This window comes from Tolypothrix campylonemoides VB511288_2, from assembly GCF_045999855.1.
Taxonomy (GTDB): Bacteria; Cyanobacteriota; Cyanobacteriia; order Cyanobacteriales; family Nostocaceae; genus Scytonema; species Scytonema bouteillei_A.
This window is the reverse complement of sequence record NZ_JBFPMW010000002.1, coordinates 410,421-435,709: the sequence shown is the minus strand read 5'-3', so window position 1 is coordinate 435,709 and position 25,289 is coordinate 410,421. Positions and strand designations below refer to the sequence as shown.

General features: G+C 41.1%; 20 protein-coding genes and 3 pseudogenes. 12 read left to right on the top strand and 11 right to left on the bottom strand.

Annotation, left to right across the window (positions count from 1 at the left end):
- Positions 1-146: 146 nt before the first annotated feature.
- Positions 147-1,202 carry an LLM class flavin-dependent oxidoreductase gene (locus AB0756_RS06270; protein WP_038088304.1) on the bottom strand — a complete coding sequence of 352 codons (1,056 nt, stop codon included), beginning with the start codon at positions 1,200-1,202 and terminating at the stop codon, positions 147-149.
- A gap of 1,019 nt (positions 1,203-2,221) precedes the next feature.
- Here AB0756_RS06270 and AB0756_RS06265 point away from each other — a divergent pair.
- The 5 genes from AB0756_RS06265 (at position 2,222) to AB0756_RS06245 (ending at position 6,975) form a co-directional block, all read left to right on the top strand.
- The gene (locus AB0756_RS06265; RefSeq protein ID WP_038088302.1) at positions 2,222-2,863 is read left to right on the top strand and encodes a flavin reductase family protein; all 642 of its coding nucleotides are present in this window, start codon (positions 2,222-2,224) and stop codon (positions 2,861-2,863) included.
- Between the two features lie 58 nt (positions 2,864-2,921).
- Positions 2,922-3,959, top strand: a complete 1,038-nt coding sequence (locus AB0756_RS06260) for an amino acid ABC transporter substrate-binding protein (RefSeq protein ID WP_408019780.1) — start codon at positions 2,922-2,924, stop codon at positions 3,957-3,959.
- Positions 3,960-4,240: 281 nt separating this feature from the next.
- On the top strand, positions 4,241-5,158 hold the full coding sequence (locus AB0756_RS06255) for an amino acid ABC transporter permease (RefSeq protein ID WP_038088296.1): 918 nt from the start codon (positions 4,241-4,243) through the stop codon (positions 5,156-5,158).
- Positions 5,155-6,171, top strand: a complete 1,017-nt coding sequence (locus AB0756_RS06250; protein WP_038088293.1) for an amino acid ABC transporter permease — start codon at positions 5,155-5,157, stop codon at positions 6,169-6,171. The genes AB0756_RS06255 and AB0756_RS06250 overlap by 4 nt, the downstream gene beginning before the upstream one ends.
- Positions 6,172-6,237: 66 nt before the next feature.
- The gene (locus tag AB0756_RS06245) at positions 6,238-6,975 is read left to right on the top strand and encodes an amino acid ABC transporter ATP-binding protein (protein ID WP_038088290.1); all 738 of its coding nucleotides are present in this window, start codon (positions 6,238-6,240) and stop codon (positions 6,973-6,975) included.
- Here AB0756_RS06245 and AB0756_RS06240 read toward each other — a convergent pair.
- The 8 genes and pseudogenes from AB0756_RS06240 to AB0756_RS06205 form a co-directional block, all read right to left on the bottom strand.
- Positions 6,958-7,482 carry a glycosyltransferase family protein gene (locus tag AB0756_RS06240; RefSeq protein ID WP_038088287.1) on the bottom strand — a complete coding sequence of 175 codons (525 nt, stop codon included), beginning with the start codon at positions 7,480-7,482 and terminating at the stop codon, positions 6,958-6,960. The two genes, AB0756_RS06245 and AB0756_RS06240, sit on opposite strands and share 18 nt — an antisense overlap.
- Positions 7,483-7,851: 369 nt before the next feature.
- Positions 7,852-7,950: pseudogene (locus tag AB0756_RS06235) on the bottom strand (IS5/IS1182 family transposase); the annotation flags it as partial.
- 18 nt (positions 7,951-7,968) lie between these two features.
- Positions 7,969-8,186 (bottom strand): annotated as a pseudogene (locus AB0756_RS06230) (transposase); the annotation flags it as partial.
- 35 nt (positions 8,187-8,221) lie between these two features.
- A pseudogene (locus tag AB0756_RS06225) lies at positions 8,222-8,527 on the bottom strand (inorganic diphosphatase); the annotation flags it as partial.
- 306 nt (positions 8,528-8,833) lie between these two features.
- Entirely contained in the window at positions 8,834-9,346 is a 513-nt protein-coding gene (locus AB0756_RS06220; RefSeq protein ID WP_050046337.1) for a hypothetical protein, read from the bottom strand.
- Positions 9,347-9,964: 618 nt separating this feature from the next.
- The gene (gene glgB / locus AB0756_RS06215; protein WP_202048594.1) at positions 9,965-12,265 is read right to left on the bottom strand and encodes a 1,4-alpha-glucan branching enzyme; all 2,301 of its coding nucleotides are present in this window, start codon (positions 12,263-12,265) and stop codon (positions 9,965-9,967) included.
- Between the two features lie 270 nt (positions 12,266-12,535).
- Positions 12,536-12,805 (bottom strand): hypothetical protein, encoded by a 270-nt coding sequence (locus AB0756_RS06210; protein ID WP_050046336.1) that lies wholly within the window; start codon positions 12,803-12,805, stop codon positions 12,536-12,538.
- A gap of 389 nt (positions 12,806-13,194) precedes the next feature.
- Entirely contained in the window at positions 13,195-13,410 is a 216-nt protein-coding gene (locus tag AB0756_RS06205; RefSeq protein ID WP_038088488.1) for a hypothetical protein, read from the bottom strand.
- Positions 13,411-13,877: 467 nt separating this feature from the next.
- On the opposite strand from AB0756_RS06205, the gene AB0756_RS06200 reads away from it, so the two are divergent.
- The 5 genes from AB0756_RS06200 (at position 13,878) to AB0756_RS06180 (ending at position 20,380) form a co-directional block, all read left to right on the top strand.
- Complete coding sequence (locus AB0756_RS06200) at positions 13,878-14,582, top strand: hypothetical protein (protein ID WP_038088278.1); 705 nt, start codon at positions 13,878-13,880, stop codon at positions 14,580-14,582.
- A 29-nt stretch (positions 14,583-14,611) separates the two neighbouring features.
- Positions 14,612-16,540 (top strand): peptidoglycan D,D-transpeptidase FtsI family protein, encoded by a 1,929-nt coding sequence (locus AB0756_RS06195; RefSeq protein WP_038088276.1) that lies wholly within the window; start codon positions 14,612-14,614, stop codon positions 16,538-16,540.
- Between the two features lie 310 nt (positions 16,541-16,850).
- Complete coding sequence (locus AB0756_RS06190) at positions 16,851-17,939, top strand: iron-containing redox enzyme family protein (RefSeq protein WP_137986464.1); 1,089 nt, start codon at positions 16,851-16,853, stop codon at positions 17,937-17,939.
- Between the two features lie 325 nt (positions 17,940-18,264).
- A complete protein-coding gene (locus AB0756_RS06185; protein ID WP_038090637.1) occupies positions 18,265-18,960 on the top strand; it encodes a class I SAM-dependent methyltransferase in 696 nt (231 codons plus the stop codon).
- A gap of 526 nt (positions 18,961-19,486) precedes the next feature.
- Positions 19,487-20,380, top strand: a complete 894-nt coding sequence (locus AB0756_RS06180; protein WP_038090522.1) for a helix-turn-helix domain-containing protein — start codon at positions 19,487-19,489, stop codon at positions 20,378-20,380.
- Between the two features lie 258 nt (positions 20,381-20,638).
- Here AB0756_RS06180 and AB0756_RS06175 read toward each other — a convergent pair whose 3' ends face one another.
- Entirely contained in the window at positions 20,639-22,615 is a 1,977-nt protein-coding gene (locus AB0756_RS06175; protein ID WP_038090526.1) for an FAD-dependent oxidoreductase, read from the bottom strand.
- 25 nt (positions 22,616-22,640) lie between these two features.
- Here AB0756_RS06175 and AB0756_RS06170 point away from each other — a divergent pair, with 25 nt between their 5' ends.
- Complete coding sequence (locus tag AB0756_RS06170; RefSeq protein ID WP_038090529.1) at positions 22,641-23,414, top strand: ABC transporter permease; 774 nt, start codon at positions 22,641-22,643, stop codon at positions 23,412-23,414.
- Between the two features lie 63 nt (positions 23,415-23,477).
- Positions 23,478-24,371, top strand: a complete 894-nt coding sequence (locus AB0756_RS06165) for an ABC transporter ATP-binding protein (protein ID WP_038090530.1) — start codon at positions 23,478-23,480, stop codon at positions 24,369-24,371.
- Here the strand turns inward: AB0756_RS06165 and AB0756_RS06160 are convergent.
- A complete protein-coding gene (locus AB0756_RS06160; protein WP_038090534.1) occupies positions 24,368-25,267 on the bottom strand; it encodes a LysR family transcriptional regulator in 900 nt (299 codons plus the stop codon). The genes AB0756_RS06165 and AB0756_RS06160 overlap by 4 nt on opposite strands.
- Positions 25,268-25,289 lie beyond the last annotated feature (22 nt).

Sequence of the window (25,289 nt, the reverse complement as noted above, 5' to 3'; positions counted from 1 at the left end):
GGAGAATTGGAATTAAGTTCCTCCCTTTTTTAAGGGGGGTTAGGGGGGATCGAAACCGCTTTTAATGCACTTTAGAAGACTTGTACGTACACCGCAGCAGCCACCAAAGTTAGATACATCTTTATGCTTATAACCACACACTTTTTTCACGCTACAAGCTGCAAATGTTTGACTCGCGGCATAATTTCCTCCGCAAATCGGTTCATCTCCCTTGAAAAAGGGTGGAATTGCAGCATGAAAGTCTCGATACCTATCTCAACAAAAGCTGAAATTCTCTCTGCAACTGTGTCATAACTGCCAACAAGCCCTGCAGCGGTTCCACCATTACCCCCAACAGCAGGATTTTTCGCAAAAATTTGGAACATAACTGCTTCGGGGTCAATTCCTTTGGTTAGGTTCAGTCGGTAATGTTCTTCCTGCTTTTGAAGCGCCATTAATCTGTCAAACTCAGCTTTTGCTTCTTCCTCAGTTGGTCGAGCAATCACAAACCCTGATAAACCAAAACGTAATGGCTTTGGTAAGTTTCGCGATCGCCTTAGAACTCCTTTAATGAACTTGCGAACATCTTCAATGGGTTGACCGTTGATAAAATACGTGTCTGCTTCTTGAGCAGCTAATATCTGTGCTGCATCCGATGCTCCTCCAAGATAAACACGGGGATGAGGTTTGGCAATCGGAGCAGGTCGGAGGCTCAAATCTTGAATTTTAAAGTACTCGCCCTGAAAGTTAACTCTTTCTCCACTCCACAACAACTTAACAACTCGCAGCCACTCGGTTGAATAACGATAGCGTTCATCATGGGGTGGAAAAGGAATGTTTGTACGTTCCATTTCCGGACGATACCAAGCACTGACCAAATTTATGGCAAAACGTCCGTGACTGATAGCATCTATACCTAATGCCATCTTTGCTAAAACGGCGGGATGGAAAAGCAAAGGCTTGATTGCAGCAATAATTTCTATTTTGTCAGTCGCGTCAGCTAAAGCTGCGGCGGCTGTCCAAGTTTCAAGCTGATCTAAATCCAAGCTTCGAGGATTGGCAATATGCTGAGCTACTAAGGTTGTGGCAAATCCGAGGCGTTCCGCTTCAAGGACAAGGGAACGAGTGCGATCGTAACTGGCGTTGATTGGTTCATCAGGGCTATTAAGTGGTCCAAAATTACCACCCACAGGTGCCCAAATACCATAGCGAGGTTCTGACATAAGATTTATGGAATGCTAATGGCTAATTGCTAATAGCTAATAGCTAATGGAAGACTGGTGAGTCTAGTGCTGGAAAAGGGTTTCTCGCGCCCAGGGGACTGGTGAGTCTAGCGCTGCAGGCGAGTTTCCCGCGCCCTAGGGACTGGCGTATAGCCCTTGCGGGCATAGCTTCGCATTGCGTAGCGTCTCCGCTACTGTGATACAAGGGAGGGCTAATGTGACTATTAGCAATCAGGAAAAAACAAAGTTTTATCGTTTTTAGTAATTGTACGATAAATCGATAAAATTATCGTATTATAAATTTGTTAAGATATCGCACATATTACTAGAAAAATCAAGAGATGCTTGATATCATGTTTGATTAAATAATTAATTGACATTACAGCAATTTCAGATCGATAAACTATATCTGGTAGGTGATGTTCTCGCTCACCCTCTCATCACTATTGGTGGGAACTCTCATACCACAAGAGAACAGTGGGCTCTGGATTTTGAAAACTTCTGTCAATCTCAGGCAAAGGCTAATTACCCCTAATGTCCACACTGATAGCTTCTTTAAAACTTCTCTTCCATTAACCGAGCGCGAGATTTTTGCTTGACTTGCGCGGTGTTTGTAGCTCAGCCTACCTAACTTTGCAATCGGTAATCCAAGCGATCGCTTCTGGAATTGGCTGTTGCTGCTTAAGAAGAATTGGCAAAACTGAGCATAGCGATTTCTTGTTCTTAAAAGACTCTAAACTTATGGGATTACTATCTTGTATGCCAATATATAGCAGTCCGTGTAGGAGTTACAATCACCTCTCCCTTGTCTCCCTTGTCCCCCTTGTTCGGATCTCAAATAGGATTGCTATACTTGCTCGAATTCCTAAGTTCTTTAAGAAGTCAAGAATTTAGCACGCTATATATTAACGTAAGATTATAAGTTATTCTTGCTTCTTCTTTTGGTCATCAAAACCGATAATTTTCTGTAGAAATGCTCTATTTCTCGTGAATTTATAACTGCTTAAAGGAAAACGTCAATGATTATAGACCCATCTCAAATCGATCCAAGAACAGGTTATCAATTACTTATTGGCTCAGTTGTTCCCCGACCGATCGCGTGGGTTTCTACTGTTGCTAGAGATGGTACATACAACCTTGCGCCTTTCAGTTTCTTCATGGGCGTAACAGCCAATCCACCAACTTTGGCTATTTCTTGCGGTCACCGACGTGGTGTGGGAAAAAAGGACACATTGGTCAATGCAGAGTCGTCTGGGGAATTGGTGATTAATGTCGTTGTTGAAGAAGTAGAGCAACAAATGAACATTTCCAGTGCGGAATTTCCACCAGAGGTAGATGAGTTCAAAGAGGCGGGGCTCACACCAATTCCCTCAGTAAAGGTGCGTCCGCCCCGAGTCGCTGAGTCACCCATTAATATAGAGTGTCAGCTCAAGCAAGTGGTATACGTTGGAAACGAAGGCAGTCAGTCTGGTTTAATTATTGCTGAAGCACTCCTGTGGCACATTCGTGACGATCTACTAACTCCGCAAAACACAATAGATGTGTCTAAACTACACGCAATTGGACGTTTGTCGGGAAACTGGTACAGTCATACTCGAGATTTGTATGAAATTGCTCGTCCAACCGATCGGTCTTCTAATATTCAATCGGGTAGCAGTTGAAGGATTACAAAAACCATAGATTTTAAGTTCTGCATTTGTATAGATAAGGAAAATGAGAATGCGTAATTGGCGGTTATTACTATTAGCTACCTTACCCCTAGTTCTATCACTTAATGCCTGTGCTGGAGCATCAGGAGGAAATAGTGCAAGCCGATTAGAGACAATTAAAAATCGTGGAAAGTTGATATGTGGTGTTAGTGGAGGATTACCGGGTTTTAGTTATGTCAAACCTAATGGCGAATATGCTGGAATAGATGTAGATGTATGTCGTGCGATCGCCGCCGCACTTTTTGACGATCCAAAAAAAGTAGAGTTCCGCAACTTAAACACCAAAGAACGCTTTACCGCTTTACAAACTGGTGAAGTAGATATCCTCAGCCGCAACACAACATGGACAATTAGCCGAGATACCTCTGTTGGGTTGGAATTCGCACCCGTTGTTTTTTACGACGGTCAAGGAATCATGGTGAAAAAAAGTAGTAACGTTAAAAAACTAGAAGAACTCAAAGGAAAATCTATCTGCACTCAAACAGGAACGACCAACGAACAGAACCTATCCGATCAAATGCGTCAGAGAGGCGTTAACTATAAGCCTCTTGTCTTTGAAGACGTTAACACAGCCTTTGCTGCTTATGAGCAAGGTCGTTGCGAAGCTGTGACTGCGGATCGTTCTGGGTTGGTTTCTCGCCGCGCTATTATGAAAAACCCAAACGACCACGTTGTTTTAGATATCGTTATGTCTAAAGAACCCTTAGCACCGGCTGTTGTGAATGGGGATTCCAAGTGGTCTGATGTTGTGAAATGGACTGTATTTGCTTTAATTAATGCGGAGGAGTTAGGAGTTAATTCTCAAAATGTTAGCCAACTAGCGACTAGCACCAACCCAGAAGTAAAGCGTTTGCTAGGTACAGAAGGCGATCTTGGTAAAGGGGCTGGTTTAACAAATGATTTTGTGACACGTATTGTTAAGCATGTAGGTAACTATGGAGAAGTTTACGAGCGTAATTTAGGCAAGAATTCTGAATTAAAATTAGATAGAGGTCCAAACAAACTTTGGAACCAAGGCGGTATTCTCTATGCACCTCCATTTCGTTAATTATTTAGCTAATAGCTAATGGCTAATAGCTAATGGCTAATGGCTAATTGTGAATTCAGAGACAGTAAGCGGGTTTCCTGCGCCCCGGAGACTAGTGTATAGCCGTGCGGCATAGCTTGGCATCGCGGAGCGGAGACGCTCCTAAGATACAAGGGAGGGCCAGTAGCTAAATAGTGAATAGCTATTAGTACAACAAGAATAAACAATTAGCAATTAGCAATCAGCCATTAGCCATTAACCATTAGCCATTAGCCATTAGCCATTAGCTATTAGCAATCACCATGACTCCATTTTGGCGCGATAAACGATTTTGGCCCATTGCCGGTCAGTTAGTAGCCGTATTCACAATTGCCATTGTAGTTGCAATACTTTGGCACAATTTGACTTACAACTTACAAAGGTTGGGCATTCAATTAGGGTTTGATTTCTTACAGTCACAAGCTTCTTTTGATATTGGTGAAACTCCAATTTCTTACCAGCCTTCTGACTCCTACAGTCGTGCTCTACTGGTTGGATTGCTAAATTCTTTACGAGTTGTCATTATTGGTATTATTGCAGCAACAATTGTAGGTATAACCGTAGGGGTAGGAAGGCTATCAGATAATTGGTTGGTACGAAAGCTAGCTCTTGTCTATGTAGAAATTTTACGCAACACTCCCCTACTTTTACAATTGTTCTTCTGGTATTTTGCTGTTTTTCTCAGCTTGCCAAAAACTGAAACTCAAATTTCTTTGTTTGGTTTGCTAAACATCAGCAACCAAGGGATCGCACTACCTTTTGGAATACATTTTTCTCCAGAATTATCCGCTTTGATTTTGGGATTAACACTTTATTCTGCTGCGTTTATAGCAGAAATTGTCAGAGCCGGAATTCTCTCGGTACCAAAAGGACAATGGGAAGCAGCAAGATCGTTGGGTTTAAAACCGAGCTTGGTTATGCGGTTGGTAATTTTTCCTCAAGCTTTGCGGCTGATTATACCACCACTGACAAGTCAGTACTTAAATATAGCCAAAAACTCTAGTTTGGCGATCGCAATTGGCTACGCGGATATTTACTTTGTTGCTTCTACAACTTTTAACCAAACAGGTAGAGCAGTGGAAGTTATGCTTTTAATCATGGTAACTTATCTCACAATGAGCCTCATTATTTCCCTGATAATGAATTTCTTTAACCGTAAGGTGCAATTGAAGGAGCGATGAGCCTTTTAAAAAACCAAAATCCAACAATCTGGCAATGGCTGCGAAAGAATTTGTTCAACAACTGGTACAACAGTATTCTAACTGTTGTTTGCCTGTGGTTTCTTGTATGGATAATCAAAAGTATCTTGAGGTGGGTATTCACTCAAGCAAAATGGGCGGTTATACAAGCTAATTTCTCTCTATTTTTTGTTGGTCGTTTTCCTCAAGAACTCTATTGGCGACTTTGGCTGGCGTTGGTGATTATTCTCGGTCTGGCTGGTGTATCTTGGGGAGCGATCGCAAAACGGTTTCCTAGCAGGTTTAATACGTGGTTACCTCTTGGGTGGGCTGTGTCTTTCCCAATAATTCTGTGCTTAATTGGGGGCGGTTTGGGACTGCAGCCTGTAGAAAGCGGTTTGTGGAATGGTTTGCTGCTGACTTTACTTACGGCAGCTGTCAGCATAGTTATATCTTTTCCCTTAGGGATATTATTAGCGTTAGGGCGTCAAAGTCAGCTATTTTTCGTGCGTTGGTTTAGCATTCTATATATTGAACTTATTCGAGGATTACCACTGATTGGAATTTTGTTCCTAGCTCAAGTGATGATACCCTTATTTCTACCTCCAGAAATTCGTTTAGATAGAGTGCTGCGCGGAATGGCTGGCTTAACCTTGTTTAGTGCTGCTTATCTAGCAGAAAATGTACGGGGTGGGCTTCAATCAATTCCACGCGGACAATTTGAAGCAGCGAGATCGTTAGGGTTAAATACTCCATTAACTATGTTACTGATAGTTCTCCCTCAAGCACTGCGTGCTGTTATTCCAGCCCTTGTTGGACAATTCATTGGTTTATTTAAAGATACTTCCCTGTTAGCAATTGTTGGATTATTAGAATTAACAGGGATTGCTCGTTCTATTCTCGCTCAACCCCAGTTCCTCGATCGCTATGCAGAAGTTTATTTGTTTATTGGAGTTATCTACTGGATTTTTTGTTATTCCATGTCCTTAGCTTCCCGGCGCTTGGAACATCGGTAAGGGGACAAGGGGGATAAGGGAGACAAGGGGGATAAGGGAGACAAGGGAGATAAGGAACAATAACAAATGACAAACCAAGAAATTATTATTGCCGAAGATGTTCAAAAGTGGTATGGAAAGTTCCACGTTTTACGAGGCGTCAGCCTAACAGTAAATCGGGGAGAGGTTGTTGTACTGATGGGACCTTCGGGTTCAGGTAAGTCAACTTTTATTCGTACCTTTAATGCTTTAGAAGAATACCAGCAGGGACGAATTGAAATTGATGGTATTGCTCTCACAAATGATTTGCGAAATATTGAAGCAATTCGTCAAGAAGTAGGCATGGTGTTTCAACAATTCAATTTGTTTCCTCACCTAACAGTCTTGCAAAATATTACTTTGGCACCAATATGGGTACGGAAATGGTCAAAGGTTAAAGCTGAAGAAGTCGCTATGCAGTTATTAGAACGAGTGGGGATTTTGGAACAAGCACAAAAGTATCCAGGGCAATTATCTGGAGGACAGCAACAAAGGGTTGCGATTGCTAGATCTCTAGCCATGCAACCCAAGATTATGCTTTTTGATGAGCCTACTTCAGCATTAGATCCAGAGATGGTGCGAGAAGTTTTGGACGTTATCAAAACTCTTGCTGCTGATGGTATGACTATGGTTGTTGTTACCCATGAAGTGGGTTTTGCACGTGAAGTTGCTGACCGAGTGGTTTTAATGGATGGTGGTTTAGTTGTTGAGGAAGCAACTCCAGATGCATTTTTTCAAAACCCCCAGCACGATCGCACTCGCAAGTTTCTATCCCAAATTCTTTAACAGGTTTTGCGATCGTAATTGGGGAAAGCGAATTCTTAACAAGCGTAACAAGCGTAACCAACTCTTAGCTGGTTGTTCAAAGAATGTAAAGATATCACCGTAAGCTTCGTGAGTTTTATGATGGTGTTGCCAATGTCTTTCTGGAGTTGTAATGAAAAGAATTTGACAAACAAGCTCCAATGATTTTGGCGTTTGCCAATTCAAGATACTTGTATGCCTCCACCATACATGAAATTGACCAACTAGCAATCCGCATACAACACCAATCGGGGAAAAGTACCACAAAACAACTGCTATTAGGAAATACGGCAATGCGCCCAATATACCATCCAACAGAACTAGGGGATTGAGCGTCAGAATCGCGTAATGACGAAAGTGCTTTTTGTAGGAGTGGTGAGTTTGCAAATGAAGCCAACCAAAAATATGTTCCGGTATGTGATAGCAGAAAGTTGAAAGGAAATCTCCAATCACAAGGAGTATCCCGGCACACGCGATTACCTTAAGCATGTGTCATCCTCATTTTAAATATGGGAGTGTTTAGATAGCTTTCGAGAAGAACGAAACGAATCGTATCACCTTAAATCTGAACTTTATCAAGCTGCTCATTCAGGAATTATTGTGTCAACAATCTTGTTTGAACAGCGTTGTTAGTTCATTTTTCTAAATACTACAGTATTTTTATCGATCAACTGATATTTTTTTGGAAAAAATTTTAAGAGTTAAAAATTAGATACTGTAGGTAGGGCTAAAGCCCACCTCCCCAAGCAACTGTACTACTACGAGACTTTGATGCAGCAATGAAGATTGCAGACACTCATTCGATGAAAGGCGCGAATGCTTCTAGCCTCTGCACGAAAAACAAAAGGTTTTGCCTGTAGCATTGCATATTTCACGCATATCTGTTGTGCGTGGATACCCTCCCTCTTTAGCTGGTGGAATCAAGGGAGACAGGATTTCATATTTAGATTCCCCCACCCATCAATAAGAGACTATTTATAAAGTAAATCTAAAGGAGACAAGACGACGTAGCGTAATTCTAGTCATAACAGCATATATGGCTGCTTCGCTCATTTCGGGAAGACGCTCATAATCTTTGCGCTCGACGATGGTACTGATTAAACCACCCAAATGTTCTTTCCACTACAAGGGCGTTTGGGAAGCACTTGAAATTTTTGTTCGGTACGCCGTATGACTTCAACGTGAGCTTGTACATTCGTATAATAATCGATACAAAAAAACGCTCTTGAAACTCTGTCAAAGCTAGAATTTGCTCGTTACTATAGTTTTTCCCTTGGGGTACAACAATCAGCTTATCATCCTCATCATTGATGCGATGAATAATGGCAATACATTCACCTTCAAACTGGCTTAAAGGCTCGAATACTCCCAAAATGTAGGCATCGATTTCTTGACCATCTGGGGAACGTGTACCGGGAATGTAGCCATAGTTGATGGGGTAAATATACTGATATTGAGGATGTCTGGTACCAAGTGGACGGTCAATAATGACACTTAGGGTTACACCTAGAAATTCTTTTATTTCAGTCTGCATGAAATTTTGTCTGTAGGGCAATACCTTTACCAATTTATCAAAAGCCCTACAGACTGGGAGTCTGTAGCTACATAAATGTTGCCCACTTACATGGACTAAAACCCAAAGAAGTTCCCCGGTCATGGCTGAAAAGCGTTGCTATAACTATTCGCTTCATCACTTTATTAGCTCTGATTGCACAATTGAGACATATATTGTACACGGTCAAATTTGAATGGTCCCAGATTATATTTCCAGTCACGATGAAGCAGAGCTTGGGAACGAGATGATAAAAAGTCTCTACAGCCGCTTAAAATTAATTTTGAATTATTTTTTCAAATATATCAATAAAAACGTACCAGAAATCCCCATTAATATTCCTATACAACCACTGCCTAAAACTATTAAGTAAAATTTTAAATCTTCATCTCTTTTTTGTTGATTTAAGGCTTCTACTTGATTTTCTAGTGTTTCTATTTTATTTTTTAATTGGTTATTTTCTTGAATAACTTCACTTGCTTTTAAAGTATCTATTTGTCGAAGCAATTCTTGATTTCTTTGACTTTCTTGTACGAACATTGTTCCAAATAAAACACCTAAGCCTAGCATGCCTGACGCTATGACAATGCCGTAATCTTTTATTGTGCGTGACTTTAGCTTCTTCTCTTTTTCAACTAGCTCTTGTTTCGTCGATTCAAATTGTTGATTTAATGCTTCATTGGCTTTAGATAAGATTGAATTCTCTTCCGAAAGACTTTCATATAACTCAATTTCTCTTGGCTGTAGATCGGTAGGGGTTATAATGCCTTTAGAATCATAATATGATTTCAAATTACTCACTGTTTCGATCTCCTAAGTAAATTAAATTTTGTAAAAAAAACAATTTTTTTAAGTCAATTCATTTTTTTCAGTACTATTGTACCGTTTTTGACTCCAAACGTAAGCACGATAAAGATTACTATGCATCAATCGGAACGATCGCGCTCGTAATTATTCCACAGACTTCCGCTTGTAACAAGAGGCTTATCATGGGTTCAGCTAAAGGAGAAAATGTAAAGAGAATATTAAGTATATTTGCTTATCTATCTAAAGAAAGAAGTGAAAAAGTCATGCAGTCTGTAAAACTCAGTAATGAAAAGTTAAACATTTTCACGGCTGTTAGGAGATTTTACTTGTGACTCTCTTATCTGACATTTATCTGCTCCTATTTAAAGAGTACATAACAACAAAAAGATTTGTTATCTGCTCTTTCAATAGCAACTGAACTTATCTTTATCTATAGCTATAGACCTGAGAGAAACCAGCTTTTCTAACAGAGAAATGCTGGACGCAAAAAACAAGTTTTTTTGCGCCCAGCATTTTTGTTATCAGTTTCCAAGATAATTAATTAACTATTTATCTTGTGGAATGGAGAAGAGAACAGCAATGGCGGGCTTTTCTGCCCGCACTACAAGAATTCTACGAATTAGCCAACGCTTCTGCTGTCTTCTCTTTATCTAACTTAAGAACCAAGACTCCCAAAGGTGGCAAACACAAATCCAAGGAATACGGGCGGTTGTGGAATGACCAATTATCCGTCCACTTACCACCTAAATTACCCATATTGCTACCACCGTATTGACGAGCATCGCTGTTGAATAACTCAGTGTAGAAACCTATTTCTGGAACACCAATACGGTAATGAGAGTGAGGTTGAGGTGTAAAGTTACAAACCGTAACAACAAAATTATCGGAGTCTTTATCTCTACGGATAAAGGAAACTACACTGTGACGGTTGTCGCTACAGTCAATCCATTCAAACCCTTCTTTTGCAAAATCTTGAGTGTATAAAGCTGGTTCAGAACGATAGAGATGGTTGAGGTCTTTAAAAAACTCTTTGAGTTGTTGGTGCGGTTCATGCTGGAATAAGCGCCATTCTAAGTCACTCCAGACATTCCACTCACTCCACTGTCCAAACTCCATGCTCATAAACATGGTTTTCTTACCGGGGTGAGTAAACATATAGGCGAACAAACACCTTACGTTGGCAAATTTTTGCCATCTATCCCCAGGCATTTTACCAATGATATTGCTCTTACCGTGTACCACCTCATCGTGAGACAGCGCCAACATATAGTTTTCACTGTGGTGATACCACATACTGAAGGTGATGTTGTTTTGATGGAACTGGCGGAACCAAGGGTCCATGCTGAAGTAGTCCAGCATATCGTGCATCCAACCCATATTCCATTTTAAGTTAAAGCCCAATCCTCCAGTGTATGTTGGCCAAGATACCATAGGCCATGCAGTAGATTCTTCAGCAATTGAGACAATTCCTGGGAAATAGCTAAAGATGATGTGATTGACTTGACGCAAGAACTCAGCTGCTTCTAGGTTTTCTCTACCACCGTACTGGTTGGTAACCCATTCTCCATCTTTACGGCAGTAATCGAGGTAGAGCATAGAGGCAACAGCATCAACGCGAATGCCATCAATATGGTACTTATCAAACCAGAACAAGGCATTTGCAACTAAGAAATTACGGACTTCGTTGCGCGAGTAGTTGAACACCAATGTTCCCCATTCTTTGTGTTCGCCTTTTCGAGGATCGGCGTGTTCGTAAAGGTGAGTGCCATCAAAAAATGCCAAGCCATGACCGTCTTTGGGGAAATGACCGGGAACCCAATCGACAATAACGCCAATACCGTTTTTGTGGCATTGGTCAACAAAATACATAAAGTCTTCTGGTTTGCCATAACGGGAGGTGGGAGCGTAATATCCGGTTACTTGATAGCCCCAAGACCCATCAAATGGGTGTTCGGCAACGGGTAGTATTTCAATGTGGGTGTATCCCAACTCTTTCACGTAGGGAATGAGCCGCTCTGCTAGTTCTCGGTATGTTAAAAAGCGTGCGCCGGGATTGAGTTCTGATACAGTAACGACAGGCTCGGTTTCCCCGTTTGGGAGTTTGGCGGGTTCTCCACTAGAGGCGTGCAACCAAGACCCTAAATGCATTTCGTAGACAGAAATCGGTTGAGTTAGGGGATCGCTATGACGGCGGTTTTCCAGCCAGTCTTCATCGCCCCAACTGTAAGCGTCTAAATCTGAGACAATGGATGCGGTTTTGGGGCGTGGTTCTTGCTGAAAACCGTAGGGATCGGATTTTTCGTAAATGTGACCTTCTATGTTTTTAATTTCATATTTGTAGTGTTCTCCTACCCCTAACCCAGGAACAAATAGTTCCCAAATACCGGTATGCCCTTTACGCATTTGGTGTTTGCGACCATCCCAACTGTTAAAATCTCCAATAACTGATACGTTTCGAGCGTTGGGAGCCCAAACAGCAAAGTAAACACCTGCGACACCATTGACCTCAGTTGGGTGTGCTCCCAGTTTTTCGTAAATTCGGTGGTGATTGCCTTCCCCAAACAGGTGCAAATCAAACTCTGTTAACTTGGGAGAATGGAAAGCGTAAGGATCGTAGATGACTCGCTCGTGTTCTCCTTCTTTAACGCGAAACTGGTAGTTAACAAGTTCTTTTGTTTCTATGGTGCATTCAAAGAAGTGGGGATCGTGAACGGTTTCCATTGGGTACTCCTTCCGTTCTTCTGGAAGGATGACGGTCACTGCACTGGCATTGGGTAGGTAAGCTCGCACAGCCCAACGATTGTTTTTGCCATTTTCTTCTATGAGATGAGCACCTAGTACTTCAAACGGGTCGTGATGCTGATTCCAAACTATTCGGTTAACTTGTTCCGGGGCTATTGTGGTTATAGACATGGAGCTACCTACGTTTAGTAAATTGGCTAAGTAAACTGACTTTTTAAAACTTCTATTACTATTCTTTACATTTATTTGCAAATTTTGTAGATGTAATCATCGTACTTGAGTAAGAAACTGGGAATTGAGGGCTGGGGATCGCAGATTGGAAGTTAGGGACAATGGTGGTAAGGGGAACAAGGTAGACAAGGGCGACACGAGGGACAAGGAAGGCAGAGAAAGGAAGACTCAATTACCCATGCTGTATACTTTGTGCCCAACACCGATTCACTATATGTCTAAAAAAGGGAAAATCTGAAGTAAAAATTTACGTATCCGTAATAAAAAAACTTGTTCTCTTATCTTGGGGTCAAGTTTTGGAGGGGGGCTTACTGAAAGACGTTCCTGTAACTGTGCATACTCCGCAGCACTGACAAGACTACCATCGAGGGGCGATCGCGCAGCTGTAATAATTTCCATCCGCAAAATTTCTTCCGGTACGTCTTGTTTGGGTGGTAATGCCATAACCAACTGCCCCCAATGGCTAATTAACCCTACCATAATGGTAGTGCTAACGCTTAAAACGATAAATGTAATTCGCTTCACAATCAAGAACCATTTGAGAGAGTATGAACTTACAGGCAATCTTAATGTGTATATTTACCCAAGATTTACAGCACGGAAACTACTAAGAAACCCGGTTTCTAAGTGAAGCCGGGTTTCTTTATAAACCTGGTAAGGTTAAAGTGTAGTACCAGATCGATCGCTCTGGTATGGCACGCACCACACGGGCTCGTGAAAATTTAGCCAACAATGATAGCGAATGTCTTATGCCTGCTCAAAACACAGCCATTCACCTGGTTGTTATTTGAAAATGTTGACTTACTTAATTTTCGTGAGAAGCGCTGCAACAATCTCAATTGATAAATTGGGTGTTTTGAGATAACGACTTAGGGGCTAGGAGTAGCAGTTGGGCTACCCGTAGCTGTAGGTGCAGGAGTCGCTGCACCAGTATCGGTAGGTTCAGCAGCCGGTGTAGAAGTAGCTGCAGGGGAAGATGTTTCGCTACCGGTGCCACCACCACCACCGCTACCACCACCTTCACACGCACCGAGAACTGCTGCGAGACTTAACATCAAGGTAATACTAAGGATTTTTACTTTCATAACTCCTCTTTCACCAATTGCGGCAAGAACGAATTTAGCCTGTTGAATACGATACCCTATTTGTTGATTTTTTTTAAGTGACTTTGGAATACACATTGAAAGAAAAGGGTTCGATTCTTCCTATAGAGATAGGCAGAAGGCAAGAAAATATAGGAGATGAACTTCCCAATCGAGTCATGATACCAAAAAATATATTTCTTGCACACTCTTGCCTGTGGAGGCAGGGGTTGTCATACTAAGGCAATGCGATGCCTCAATGATTAGGGTATCAAATTTTTACGAAAAATTGCCAAAAAAACTCGTTTCTTTCACAGAAGCGGTTTTTAGAGAGAATGCAAAGATTAGTGCAGCTACCTATCGGAATTCTGTTGATTCAGTGTAGGGTGTTACTTGATTCATTGACTGTTAACACTTAACACTCAGCAATCGATCGCATAGCCTTATAGTATTTCTTATCCAAACCAATTATGTCTATCGCTCGAAAATTAGGTGTTTCTACGACGGGCAGCTTATCTCAATCTGCAGTTAAAAGTGCTAGAAAGCGCCCAAATAGAAACCAAAGAAAACTTTCCACACATCAAGAGGTTGCCCTTCGCGCCAAGCAATTGAGAGCGAACCCAACTCCAGAGTCTGCCTTTTCTCCACCAGAGTCTTCCAAACAGAGAAGACACCCATCACAAAATCCTTTGCCGCCAGTGCAGCGTACAGCAATTAACCCTTTCAGTCCCCAAAAAACTTCCTTTCCTAGGGCAGAGGTAAATAAACCAAAAGTAAGAAATATTCCTGTTATGCCATCCGCTCAGGCTGTCCCTTTTTGGTTGTTACGCCTGTACGCAGTACATCGTTATTCATCTATAGCAGCATTTTTATTTGTCATTGTAATGCTTGCGGTTTATGGATTAACAGTTTACTCACAGGAACTTTGGAGCCAATCATACCGCAAACTACAAAACCTACAACGCCAAGAACGACAATTGATGACAACCAACGGGGTGCTAAAAAGTAACATGGCAAAACAAGCACAGAAACAACCAGAAAAACTACTATCACCTACTCCCGATCGCATGATTTTTTTAACTCCTGCACCTGTGACTTCAACATCCCCATCCACCGATTCCAAAACACCAATTTCTGAAATCCAACAGGAAACTTTAAATCCAACAGGATATTAATCAGTAACTAGTGACCGATACAAATTTTTATGCAAAAATCACCACCAAGTAGAACAAGATTTAGAAATTTTCCCAAACCCGAGTTTATCAAACGACGACAAAGAGTTTCAAAACAAGTTGCACAAAACAAACAAAATAAACTTATTGAACAAACCTACGAGCAAGTTCCGCTAGTGCGTCCAACAGAACGCGTGGAAACTCGCGCCATCGATGGAGCAACTCATACCAAAAACCGATTGTTGATTGTGTGGGGTCTACTTATTAGTGTTGGGATTGGTATGGGTTTTAACTTGTATCAATTACAAATCGTGCGGGGGCCAAAGCTAACAGAAAAAGCCCGAAATCAACAGATGGTTAATTTACGACCTTTTATGCCTCGTCGTCCTGTTGTAGATCGTAACAGAGATTTACTAGCAATTGACCGTCCTGTCTACACTTTATATGCTCATCCCAAGCTGTTTTCAAAAACTAACAAAGAAATGGCAGCACAGCTTGCCTCCATATTAGATAAAGATGCAACTGAGTTAGAAAACAAGTTTGATAACAAAAAAACTGGCATTACATTAGCCGTTGCGTTACCAGAAGAAGTTGCCGATCGCCTAACTGCACTTCATCTAAACGGGCTTGAGTTAATTCAAAAATATTCTCGATTCTACCCACAGCAAGATTTAGTTTCAGAAGTAGTAGGATATGTCAACGTTGACCGTCGGGGTCAAGCAGGCGTGGAATACAGTCAAGAAAAATTACTAGAGCGTTCCGTTCAAACCATGCGCTTGAGTAGAGCAGGGAACGGAGCAATCATGCCAGATTATGCTCCTGAGGGTTTCCTCAATTTTGATGACCTGCGATTGCAATTAACTCTTGATAACCGCTTGCAGAGAGTAGCCCGTTTTGCGCTAAAAGAGCAGATGAAAAAATATAAGGCAAAACGGGGAGCGGTTATTGTTATGGATGCTTGGGATGGTTCGCTACTTGCCCTAGTCAGCCAACCCAGTTATGATGCAAATGAATATTCCAAAGCAGATATTTCACTGTTTAAAAACTGGACGGTAGCAGATCTGTACGAACCAGGGTCAACCTTTAAACCTTTAAATATAGCTATTGCCTTAGAAGAAGGAATAATTAAACCTGAAGACACATTCAACGATAACGGGTCCATTCAGGTTGCCGATCGCGTCATCAGAAATGCCGAAAACAAACGTTTTGGGCGGCTGAACATAGCTCAAGTCTTGCAAAATTCTAGCAATATTGCAATGGTGCAAATTATTCAAAGATTGCGACCGTCAGTTTATTACGGTTGGTTAGAACGTTTGGGCTTGGGGCAAAGTGTGGATACAGATTTGCCTTTTGCAGTCAACAGTCAGCTAAAAAGTCAAGAACAATTTCTGGCTACGCCAGTTGAACCCGCAACCACTTCCTTCGGTCAGGGCTTTTCTTTAACACCATTGCAGCTAGTACAAATGCATGGTGCTTTAGCCAATGGCGGTAAATTAGTCGCGCCTCATGTAGTTAAAGCACTTGTCGATAGTAAAGGACAAGTCCACTATTCGCCCATAAGACCAGCACCCCGCCAAATTTTCTCCTACGCGACTAGTCGCAAAGTTGTAGAAATGATGGAAACTGTAGTTGATGATGGAACAGGAAAAGCATCTCAAATTCCTGGATACCGCATTGCTGGTAAAACAGGTACAGCACAAAAAGCTAGTGCTGCAGGTGGATACATCATCGGGGCTAAAATCACTAGCTTTGTAGGTATCATGCCAGTAGAAGCTCCGCGTTATGTAGTGTTGGCGTTGGTAGATGAGCCAAAAGGAAATCATGCCTTTGGTAGTACTGTTGCTGCACCAATCGTGAAGACAGTGATGGAAGCCCTGATTACCACAGAACAACTTCCACCGAGTAAGCTTGTACCAAGTCAACTTATGAATCCAACTCCAACTCCAAGTACCACACCTTAAGGGACTCGTGGATTTTAAATTTTGGATTGGCGATTGGGGACTATTCAATTCTCCCTTGTCTCCCTTATCCCCCACTCCCCTATGTGTCTGTAGTATGAATCATGGGTGGAAAGCTTAACTTTTCTTTATCACTTGGGGGAGATGTATTTAAGGCTACTTGATAGGAATTATATAAGTATCTAGCGCCGAACTCAGACTAGTAAATTAAATCAGTTTTACCCATTTAATCTACTAGGGACAAGTATTAAAAAATACTTGTTCTATATGAGTTGGCAATTTTTACTTGTGATTTTTTACTTTTGAATTGCTTATGTCCCCTATCGCAAACGCTGAAAGAAAAAATACGCAGATAGAGGAAATTATAAATACAAATTATGACCGTGCGGAGCGGCAATTTGTAGAGCTGCTTGCGACAGAGGATTTGGATCGAAAACTCGAGGCTAAGCCAGAACTCAAGCGTGAGTTTGAAAGTACTCTCTCTGTAGCAATTCGCGCTGCTTACCAAAATGGTGCAGGTGATAATGCTGCTCACCTCTTTCTTCAGCGAGTCCTTTACCGTATTAATCGTCTGAATTTGTTTTGGTATGACGATTTGCGGCATTACGTAAATGAGCGCTCCTTTTATTTGTACAAGGTACGCGACCAAATAGAATCAGCTTGGCAAGAGTGGGAGCTATCACAGATCGATGTCAAAGCATTAAGACAATTGGATGTTAAAAGTGTTCAGCAAGCGCTCATTGAGCGTTCTGCTTATGACTTAGATCCCGAATTGTCAGAAGACAGCCTTTATATACGCAATTCTATGAGCGAGGCGGGCTACCGTCACTTACTCGCTATTGGTTCATTTGACGGTCTGGTAGAAGGTAGTCGCCTTTCCCGAATTCTTGGCGGTGCTGCTAATGAAGTGCAATGTACTTTAATAAGGGTGCTGCTAGAAGAATATGGAAATGGACGTTTTCCTCGCAAGCACTCTACTTTCTTTGCCCAAATGTTAGATGAGTTTGGGATGAATACCGAACCTGAAGGATATTTTGATTTGGTTCCCTGGGAGGTACTTGCTAACGACAATAATAATTTCTTACTGACTGAATGCAAGCGTTATTTCCTGCGATATAACGGTGGTCTTACCTATTTTGAGGTAGCTGGACCTGCGGCTTACAAAAATTATCTTGCTGCAGCACAACGATTGGGGCTTTCGGAAGCAGCAATGGGCTATTGGGAATTGCACATCCGGGAAGACGAACGTCACGGACGTTGGATGTTGGATAATGTCGCTTTGCCTCTAGCAGAAATGTATCCCAATGAAGCTTGGCAACTTGTACTTGGCTACGACCAAGAAAAGCTTATGGGCGATCGCGCTGCTAATGCTGTTGTGCGATCGATACGGAAAAATGGCTGATGGCTAATTGCTGATGGCTAATGGTGAGTCCAGTGCTGTAGGCGGGTTTCCCGCCGTAGTAGGCAACTGGCGTATAGCACTGCGGGTATAGCTTTGCATCGCGTATAGCCCTTGCAGGCATAGGAGAAAGGCAACACGGAGTATGTGCCTTGCACACAGCGTTTCCGCTCCTGAGATACCTGAAGGGCTAATTGCTAATTACTAATGGTGAATCCAGTGTTGCTGGTACGTTTCCTAATTGGGGTGGGCATTGCCTATCCTCTAGGTTCTCATTCCTAAACAATCGTTCAATTCATGCGAGAAATTTATGAAAGTTGAAACTCCAATGAAAGAAGTCTTTTATTGCCCGGAGGAATCTAATTTCTATTCAAATTGTTTGGAAAACTTAGTCCTGAGAAATTGTAATGAATCAGAGTGCATTGTTGAATTTGGTTCGGGGGATGGTAGCCCTGTTATTAACTCTCTTTTAAGAAATAGATTTGAAGGTTTAATACAAGGATTTGAATTAAATTCTGCTGCTTGGAAAACTGCTAACTCATACATAGATGAGTATAATTTAAATCAGAAATACATTATTCATAACTCATGTCTGTTCGAGTCTTCTCAACCAGAAGCTGAATATTTAGTAGCTAATCCTCCGTATTTACCTGCACCAGACCAAGATATTTATATGCCTTTGTTATTTGGTGGCATAGATGGTGCAACAGTTACAAATAATCTTTTATCTTTGGATTACCAAAATGTGTTACTTTTAGTATCTAGTTACTCGAATCCACAAAGTACAATTAATCATGCAAAAGCTAATGGTTATTCTGTTAGCAAATTTTTTGTTTTGCCTTTAAAGTTTGGTTACTATAGCTCTGAACCAAAAGTTAAGAAGCATATTGAAGAGTTACGCAAACATGGAATGGCTTTTTATTCTGGGGATTATTACTATCTTGCCGGGGTTTTATTTGAAAAATTAGATCGGGCGAAAGTTGATTTATCTCAGGAGTTAGAGAAGTTGATGACGAGTTTGTAGATATTATGTAGCAATCCTATTTGAATTGTAAAACTTACTTTTTTAAATGAAACGCAGACGCGTAGTGAACCCAAAAGGAAGAAAGAGGATTTTACAAATTATTTAGGATTGCTATAGATCTGCCATTTAATTTTTTAAAAAGTTGTAAGAGGTTCAATTCCTAATCTACAATTAACTGTCACCTATAATGGCTGAAAAGATATTCCAAATAAACATTAAAAAAGCTGATGCTAGCAAAAAAAGCATTAAGCTAGCCAGTGCAGCAAAGGGAGCAGTAATCAACAGTAATAAAAAGACAAATACTAAAGAAGTTAACAAGATTCTATTCATATTCTCTAACTGTTAGTTAATTTCTATTTTTTATTATTCTTGACTCTACAAATTACGTCATCACTTAAAGACAGAATTGTTTCTCATACTGTTGACATAAGTGATATTATTTAGGTGGTAAATGCATATAGTGTTGCACTAAGTTGTCTGTAAGTGCAAATTTTAGGCTAAAAGTTTATACTAAGTAGCGATAACAATGCCTGAAGGTAAAGTTCCACCAGATCGGGATATAGATGCACATCTGGCAAAGGATAAATTTGGAATACCAATGCTTTCAAGTGAGAAGGCAGGATGGAACAATATTCTTGTTGAATACTGGCAAATGCCAGCTCACGAGCTCCCTCCACAATTATTATCTGACTATATAATTAACCTGCATTTTAAGGGTATGACAAAAGCGGAAATTATGTGGGACGGGCGTCTTCTAAGCAAAAACTTTACACGCGGTGAAATCACTATTCTTCCTCCGGGTATGTCGTGTAAAGGTATTAGTTTGGAGGATAGTGATTTTTTGGTACTGCGCCTTCAACCAAATCTTATTACCCAAGTAGCAGGGGAATTAGGTTATACAGAGCAAATTGAAATTGCACCTAATTTGGGAGTTTTAAGTCCCCAAATTCAGAATATTGGGTTGGCACTTAAGGGAGAATTGGAGTCTGGATGTTTATCTGGGCGTCTTTACGGAGAATCTCTAGCTACTGCACTCGCAAGCCATCTCCTACAGCAACACTCGACCTTTAAGCAAAATATTGAATCTTACACCGGAGGTTTACCCAAGTATAAGCTCTGTAAAATACTTGAGTATATTAACGAAAATCTTGAACGCGAGTTGACACTTGCAGAACTTGCTAGTGTGGCGGAAATAAGTTCCTATCATTTTGCTCGCTTGTTTAAGCAATCTACAGGTTTTACTCCACATCAATACGTGATTAATTGCAGAATCGAGCGAGCCAAAAAACTGCTAGCAGAGAAACAATTGTCTATTGCTGAAATTGGTGATGCTATTGGTTTTCAAAGCCCAAGTCATTTCATTGCGCTCTTTCGCAAGCGTATGGCGATGACACCAAAAGCTTATCGCGATCGCTTATAGCTTGAACTTCTCGCAAGCTTGTGACATTTTCCGCAAGAATTGAATACCGTACAATATTTTGGTATTGCTAAAGTTATATGTAATAACAAAGCGCTGATATATACTACATTGCAAGTTTCTACAGATGCTTAAATACCCTACATACAAAATAGGAGTGCGCCAAAGTATGTAACACGTTTTTTTGTCCCTGATTCATGCCAGATAGCTTTTTTCAAAACCCAAGCGTTGAGCCTGGGTTTTTTTGTCTTGATACCATCGCTAAATCTGCAGTAATCCCTCTGGATTAACTGTCAAAAGAATTCGTCTTTGCAAGCCTTCTTGGTATAAAATTTCATTAGCGGCTAGCAAGCCACTACTGACTGCTCTTTCCATTAACCCACAAGGGAAAGGCATTTTTACCCAATCTCCAGCAAATATCAAGTTAGAAATAGAAGTGCTTGTTTCTGGACGTTTGGCATAGCTGTTTGGTGGATACCCGGAAAAATTCTTTTGATTTACTAATTCGCGGTGCAGCATTTTTGCTTGCTTTAACTCTGGCACAATTGCATAGAGTTCTCGCTCAAAAGTCGTTAACAATGCTTCTTGGGTAGGAAATTGTTTTTCTTTGTAGCAGTAAGCGTGTAACTCCACTACACTACCACCAGTCCGTTTCGCCCACTCAATAAATTGCTCTTGAATGCGGTGATACAAGGTAATGCTATCCGTAAGTTGGTAGCCAGATAAAGATGTAAAATTGCTGTGTTCCCACTCAAAGTCCCGGTCGAACCAAAAACGACAAACGGCAAAGGGATCGGCGACACTTAAATTTTCGATTTGCGATCGCACTCCCCCATCAACATCCCCTTTCACTTGCTTGAAGAGTTGCTGTACGCCCGGTGTATCCGTAGCAAATACATAATAATCTGCTGCGATTTCTATCGTTTTTGGTGACACAGTCTTGTTCCTTGCTGCAACCAATTGTAAATTATTATCTTGATGCCGTACAACTTGATATCGCGATAAAGCCTGTTTTGCCGGACCTTTTAGCACTTTACCATCAGAGGCAAAAACTGCTCCATGACAGGGACAGTGGAAATTTCCATCTTCAGCGATTTTCACAGTACAACCTTGGTGAGTACATTTGAGAGAAACAGCTTCATCAGTTCCACTTTTGAGAGCAAACACTTCATCCGCAGCCCCAAAATACTGTATAGACGAGTCATGGCTTGTTTCCCCATTTGAACTGGGCGTCTCTACATCGCAATTTTGCTTCACCCAGAAAGGAACATTATTTGCGTGGCTCCCAACAATATAACTTAGGGAAGAAATTTTACCTTGTGCAGCCCGAATTTCACTAATGGTTGTTTCTGTAATAATTTTGTTACCTTTACTTTGAATTGCCTTGACAAGAGGTTGCACCAAACTTGTTCCCATATCGTCTTTAGTACCATTAAAAGCAAGCCCCTCTGGGTTACCAAAAAAATAAAAATGAAAGAACTGTAGTAGTTCTGCAACACTCATAGCATCTGGTGCATTAAGACTCGACTTGGCAAAAGGCAAAAAATACAAGTCATATAAACCTCGTGGAAATTCTTCCTTTACCCACTCAGCTACTGAGATACTATCAAAACGTCGGTAATTTTTTTCACGCTCAAAACCACCAATTGCTTGAAAGACTTCCAAATGTTTTAACTTGACTAGATTGATCCCCCATTGAAAGCGATTGGGAGATGCGATCGCTAAATCCACGATGTTCCAGGGAAAAGCAGAGTGACTCGGGCGAAACACCTCTGGTTTGTATTTATGACTGCGGTAAACGACGGAGTAAAAATTTAATGACTGAAAATTCTCCTCAATACCCAATTCGGTCACGAGACTGTTGAGATTGTAGTATTGGGGAAAAAAGCCATGAAAACCATGTTCCATGTTAAAAGTTTCACCCGCAATTTCAATTTGCCAACTCGCGATTTTGCCACCTAATTGCGGGGATTTTTCTAACAGTGTTACCGTGAAGCCTCTTTGAGAGAGTTCATAAGCACAAGCTAAACCAGCTAAACCACCCCCAACCACTACAACACTTTTTTGCTGGCTGAGCACAGACGGCAAACTTAGGGTATCTTGATAAAAAACTGATGGTTTTGGTTTACTAAACCGAGAGTAACCCAAAATTCCTGTAGTCGCTCCTACACCAAACAATTGTAGTAACGCACGACGGGAAAGGGTATATGGTTCTGATGAAGTAGATACTTTAGTCATTTGTTAGTGAATTGATTCCCCACACATGAAGTACTGGTATGAAACAATAGCTGTGACTCAGCGCATTTTGATCGAATTATTACGACGGCGGCGCAGTCTAATTTTTTGGAGTATTTTTCCTATTTCCGTGTTGATTCTCAACGGAAATATTCTGGCAGAACGGGCAAAATTGTCAATAGCTCTTGCGTTAGAAAATGCTGCTCCATCAACCTTGGTTGGCGCAGCACTGTTTTTTAGTTGTTTGGGTGGTAGTGTATCTACTGTTGTTGCAGAACGAGAACAACAAACCCTCAAACGCCTTTTCATTTCTCCCTTAAGTGGTACATCCTATTTTTTAGGGATTTTTCTGGCTCACAGCTGTATTGGTTTGGGACAAACGTTTCTTGTTTATACGATTGCTGCTTTCTGGGGCGCTCAATTTAAAGGCTCTCTCTTCTTAGGCTTTACGATCGTATTGATGAGTATAGTTGCTTATGTAGGTTTGGGGTTTATTTTGGGTACACAATTAGCTCGTCGCACTGAAGACGTGAATGCTTTGGTCGCAGCCTTTGGGGTTCCTTTGTTAATTTTGGGGGGAGTGTTTTTACCCGCTTCTCTATTCCCCAAACGACTGCTTGACATTGCAACATTTAATCCGATATATCATATGAATGAAGCCTTATTAGGGGTATCGGCACAAGGGAGTGGATTGACGGATATAGCTTCTCACTTTCAATTTTTATTAGTATTTGCATTGTCCATGGTTGTAGGTGGATGGTTGTCTTACCGACGGATGTTGATGGTAGAAAAAAGATTGTAAATTTAGATAGTTGTTAGTTGTTAGTAGTTTCTCCACGAACAACTAACCATTTATTATAAAAATATGCTAAGAATTAAAAACTTGAATAAGTCTTATGGTAAGAGAAAAGTCCTTCAAGATTTGACTCTACATATTAATGCAGGAGAAGTCTACGGGTTACTAGGCGCAAATGGAGCCGGAAAAACTACGACCATTAATATTATTTGTAACCTGCTAGAAGCTGATAGTGGTTATATTACAGTTTACAATCAACCCGTTTCAGAGGCAACTAAAACACTCATTGGTATTGCACCTCAAGAAAATATACTTTACAAAACTTTATCTTGCGAAGAGAACCTTAACTTTTTTGCTAAGATTTACGGTTTGGAGCGTAGAACAAGACAGCAACAAATTAAAGCAACATTAGCAGCCGTGAATTTGTTAGCTCGGACAAAAAGCCCTGTGGAAACTTTAAGTGGGGGAATGCAGCGACGTTTAAATATTGCAGTTGCATTAGTTCACGAACCAAAACTGTTGATTCTAGATGAACCCACAACAGGTTTGGATATTGAAGCACGATATGAAATCTGGGACTTGATTCGACAACTGAAGGAGCGGGGAATTACCATCCTATTAACGACTCATTTATTAGATGAAGCTGAGCGTCTTTGTCAAAGAATTGGTATTTTGAAGAGTGGGAAAATTTTAGCGGAAGGTAGTTTGGCAGAACTGAGAAAGCGGATTTCAGCTAAAGAAATTGCCATTGTTCAAACACCTGATGAAGAACAGGCGATCGCACGGGCTATTGACTCGGGCTTTACCCCCCGGCGTTACGGTAACGATTTAGCTTTTTGGTTACCGCAACATTTAGAATTGAAGGAAATTCTTGCTTGCTTTGAGGGTATTCCTCTCGATTCCATTACTAGAAAGCAGGTTGGGTTGGAGCATATCTATTTGGAGTTGACACGAGATTATTAGAAAGTCTCACAGTTGAGTGCTGAAAAACTTCTCACAACTTCTAAAAAACGCTGTATGGTTGGAGAGCGATCCTGCTGTCGCCAGATCGTGTTAATTCCTACCTCTGGAGTTGGCTCTTGTAAAGCTTTGTAAACAACTCCAGTTCTTTGTAAATGCCTCATTGACGCAGGTACGATTGCGACTCCCATCTGAGCAGCAACTAAACTGACAATTGTTTGCATCTGAGATGCTTCCTGTGCAACTTGAGGGCTAAAACCCGCTTGCTGGCAAAAACTGATAATTGCATCGTAGAGCTTTGACGCCAGCTTTCGGGGAAATAAGATAAATTGTTCGCTCAAGAGCGATCGCACAGACACGTTCGTTTCATTTGCTAAAGTATGTCCTTCTGGTAACGCGACTATTAAAGATTCTCGAAAAATCGTTTCTGTTTTGAAAAGAGCTTCTTCAACTGGGGGGCGAAGAAACCCAACATCAATTCTTCCTTCTGCTAACCATTGCAGTTGTTGGTCAGATGTGAGTTCGTGCAGTTCTAGCCTCACTTTTGGTACAGCTGTACGAAACATACGTAAAATTTCTGGCAGAACGTTAAATGCAGCAGAACTTACAAAACCAATTGCTAATTGCCCAATTTCACCCCGGCTGGTTTGTCGTCCCATTTGGATGGCTTGCTCTAACTGGTTGAGGATTTGTTGCGCTTGTGCAAAAAAAACTTCCCCAGCTGCTGTTAGCTGCACCTTTCGTTTCGTGCGATGGAATAACTCAAAGCCCAACTCTGTTTCCAGTTGACGAATTTGCTGGCTTAAAGGCGGTTGTGCAATATGCAATCGCTCTGCAGCCCTTCCAAAGTGCAGTTCTTCGGCAAGAATGACAAAGTAGCGCAGATGTCGAAGTTCCATTTTTTTGCTAATTAATATCTTT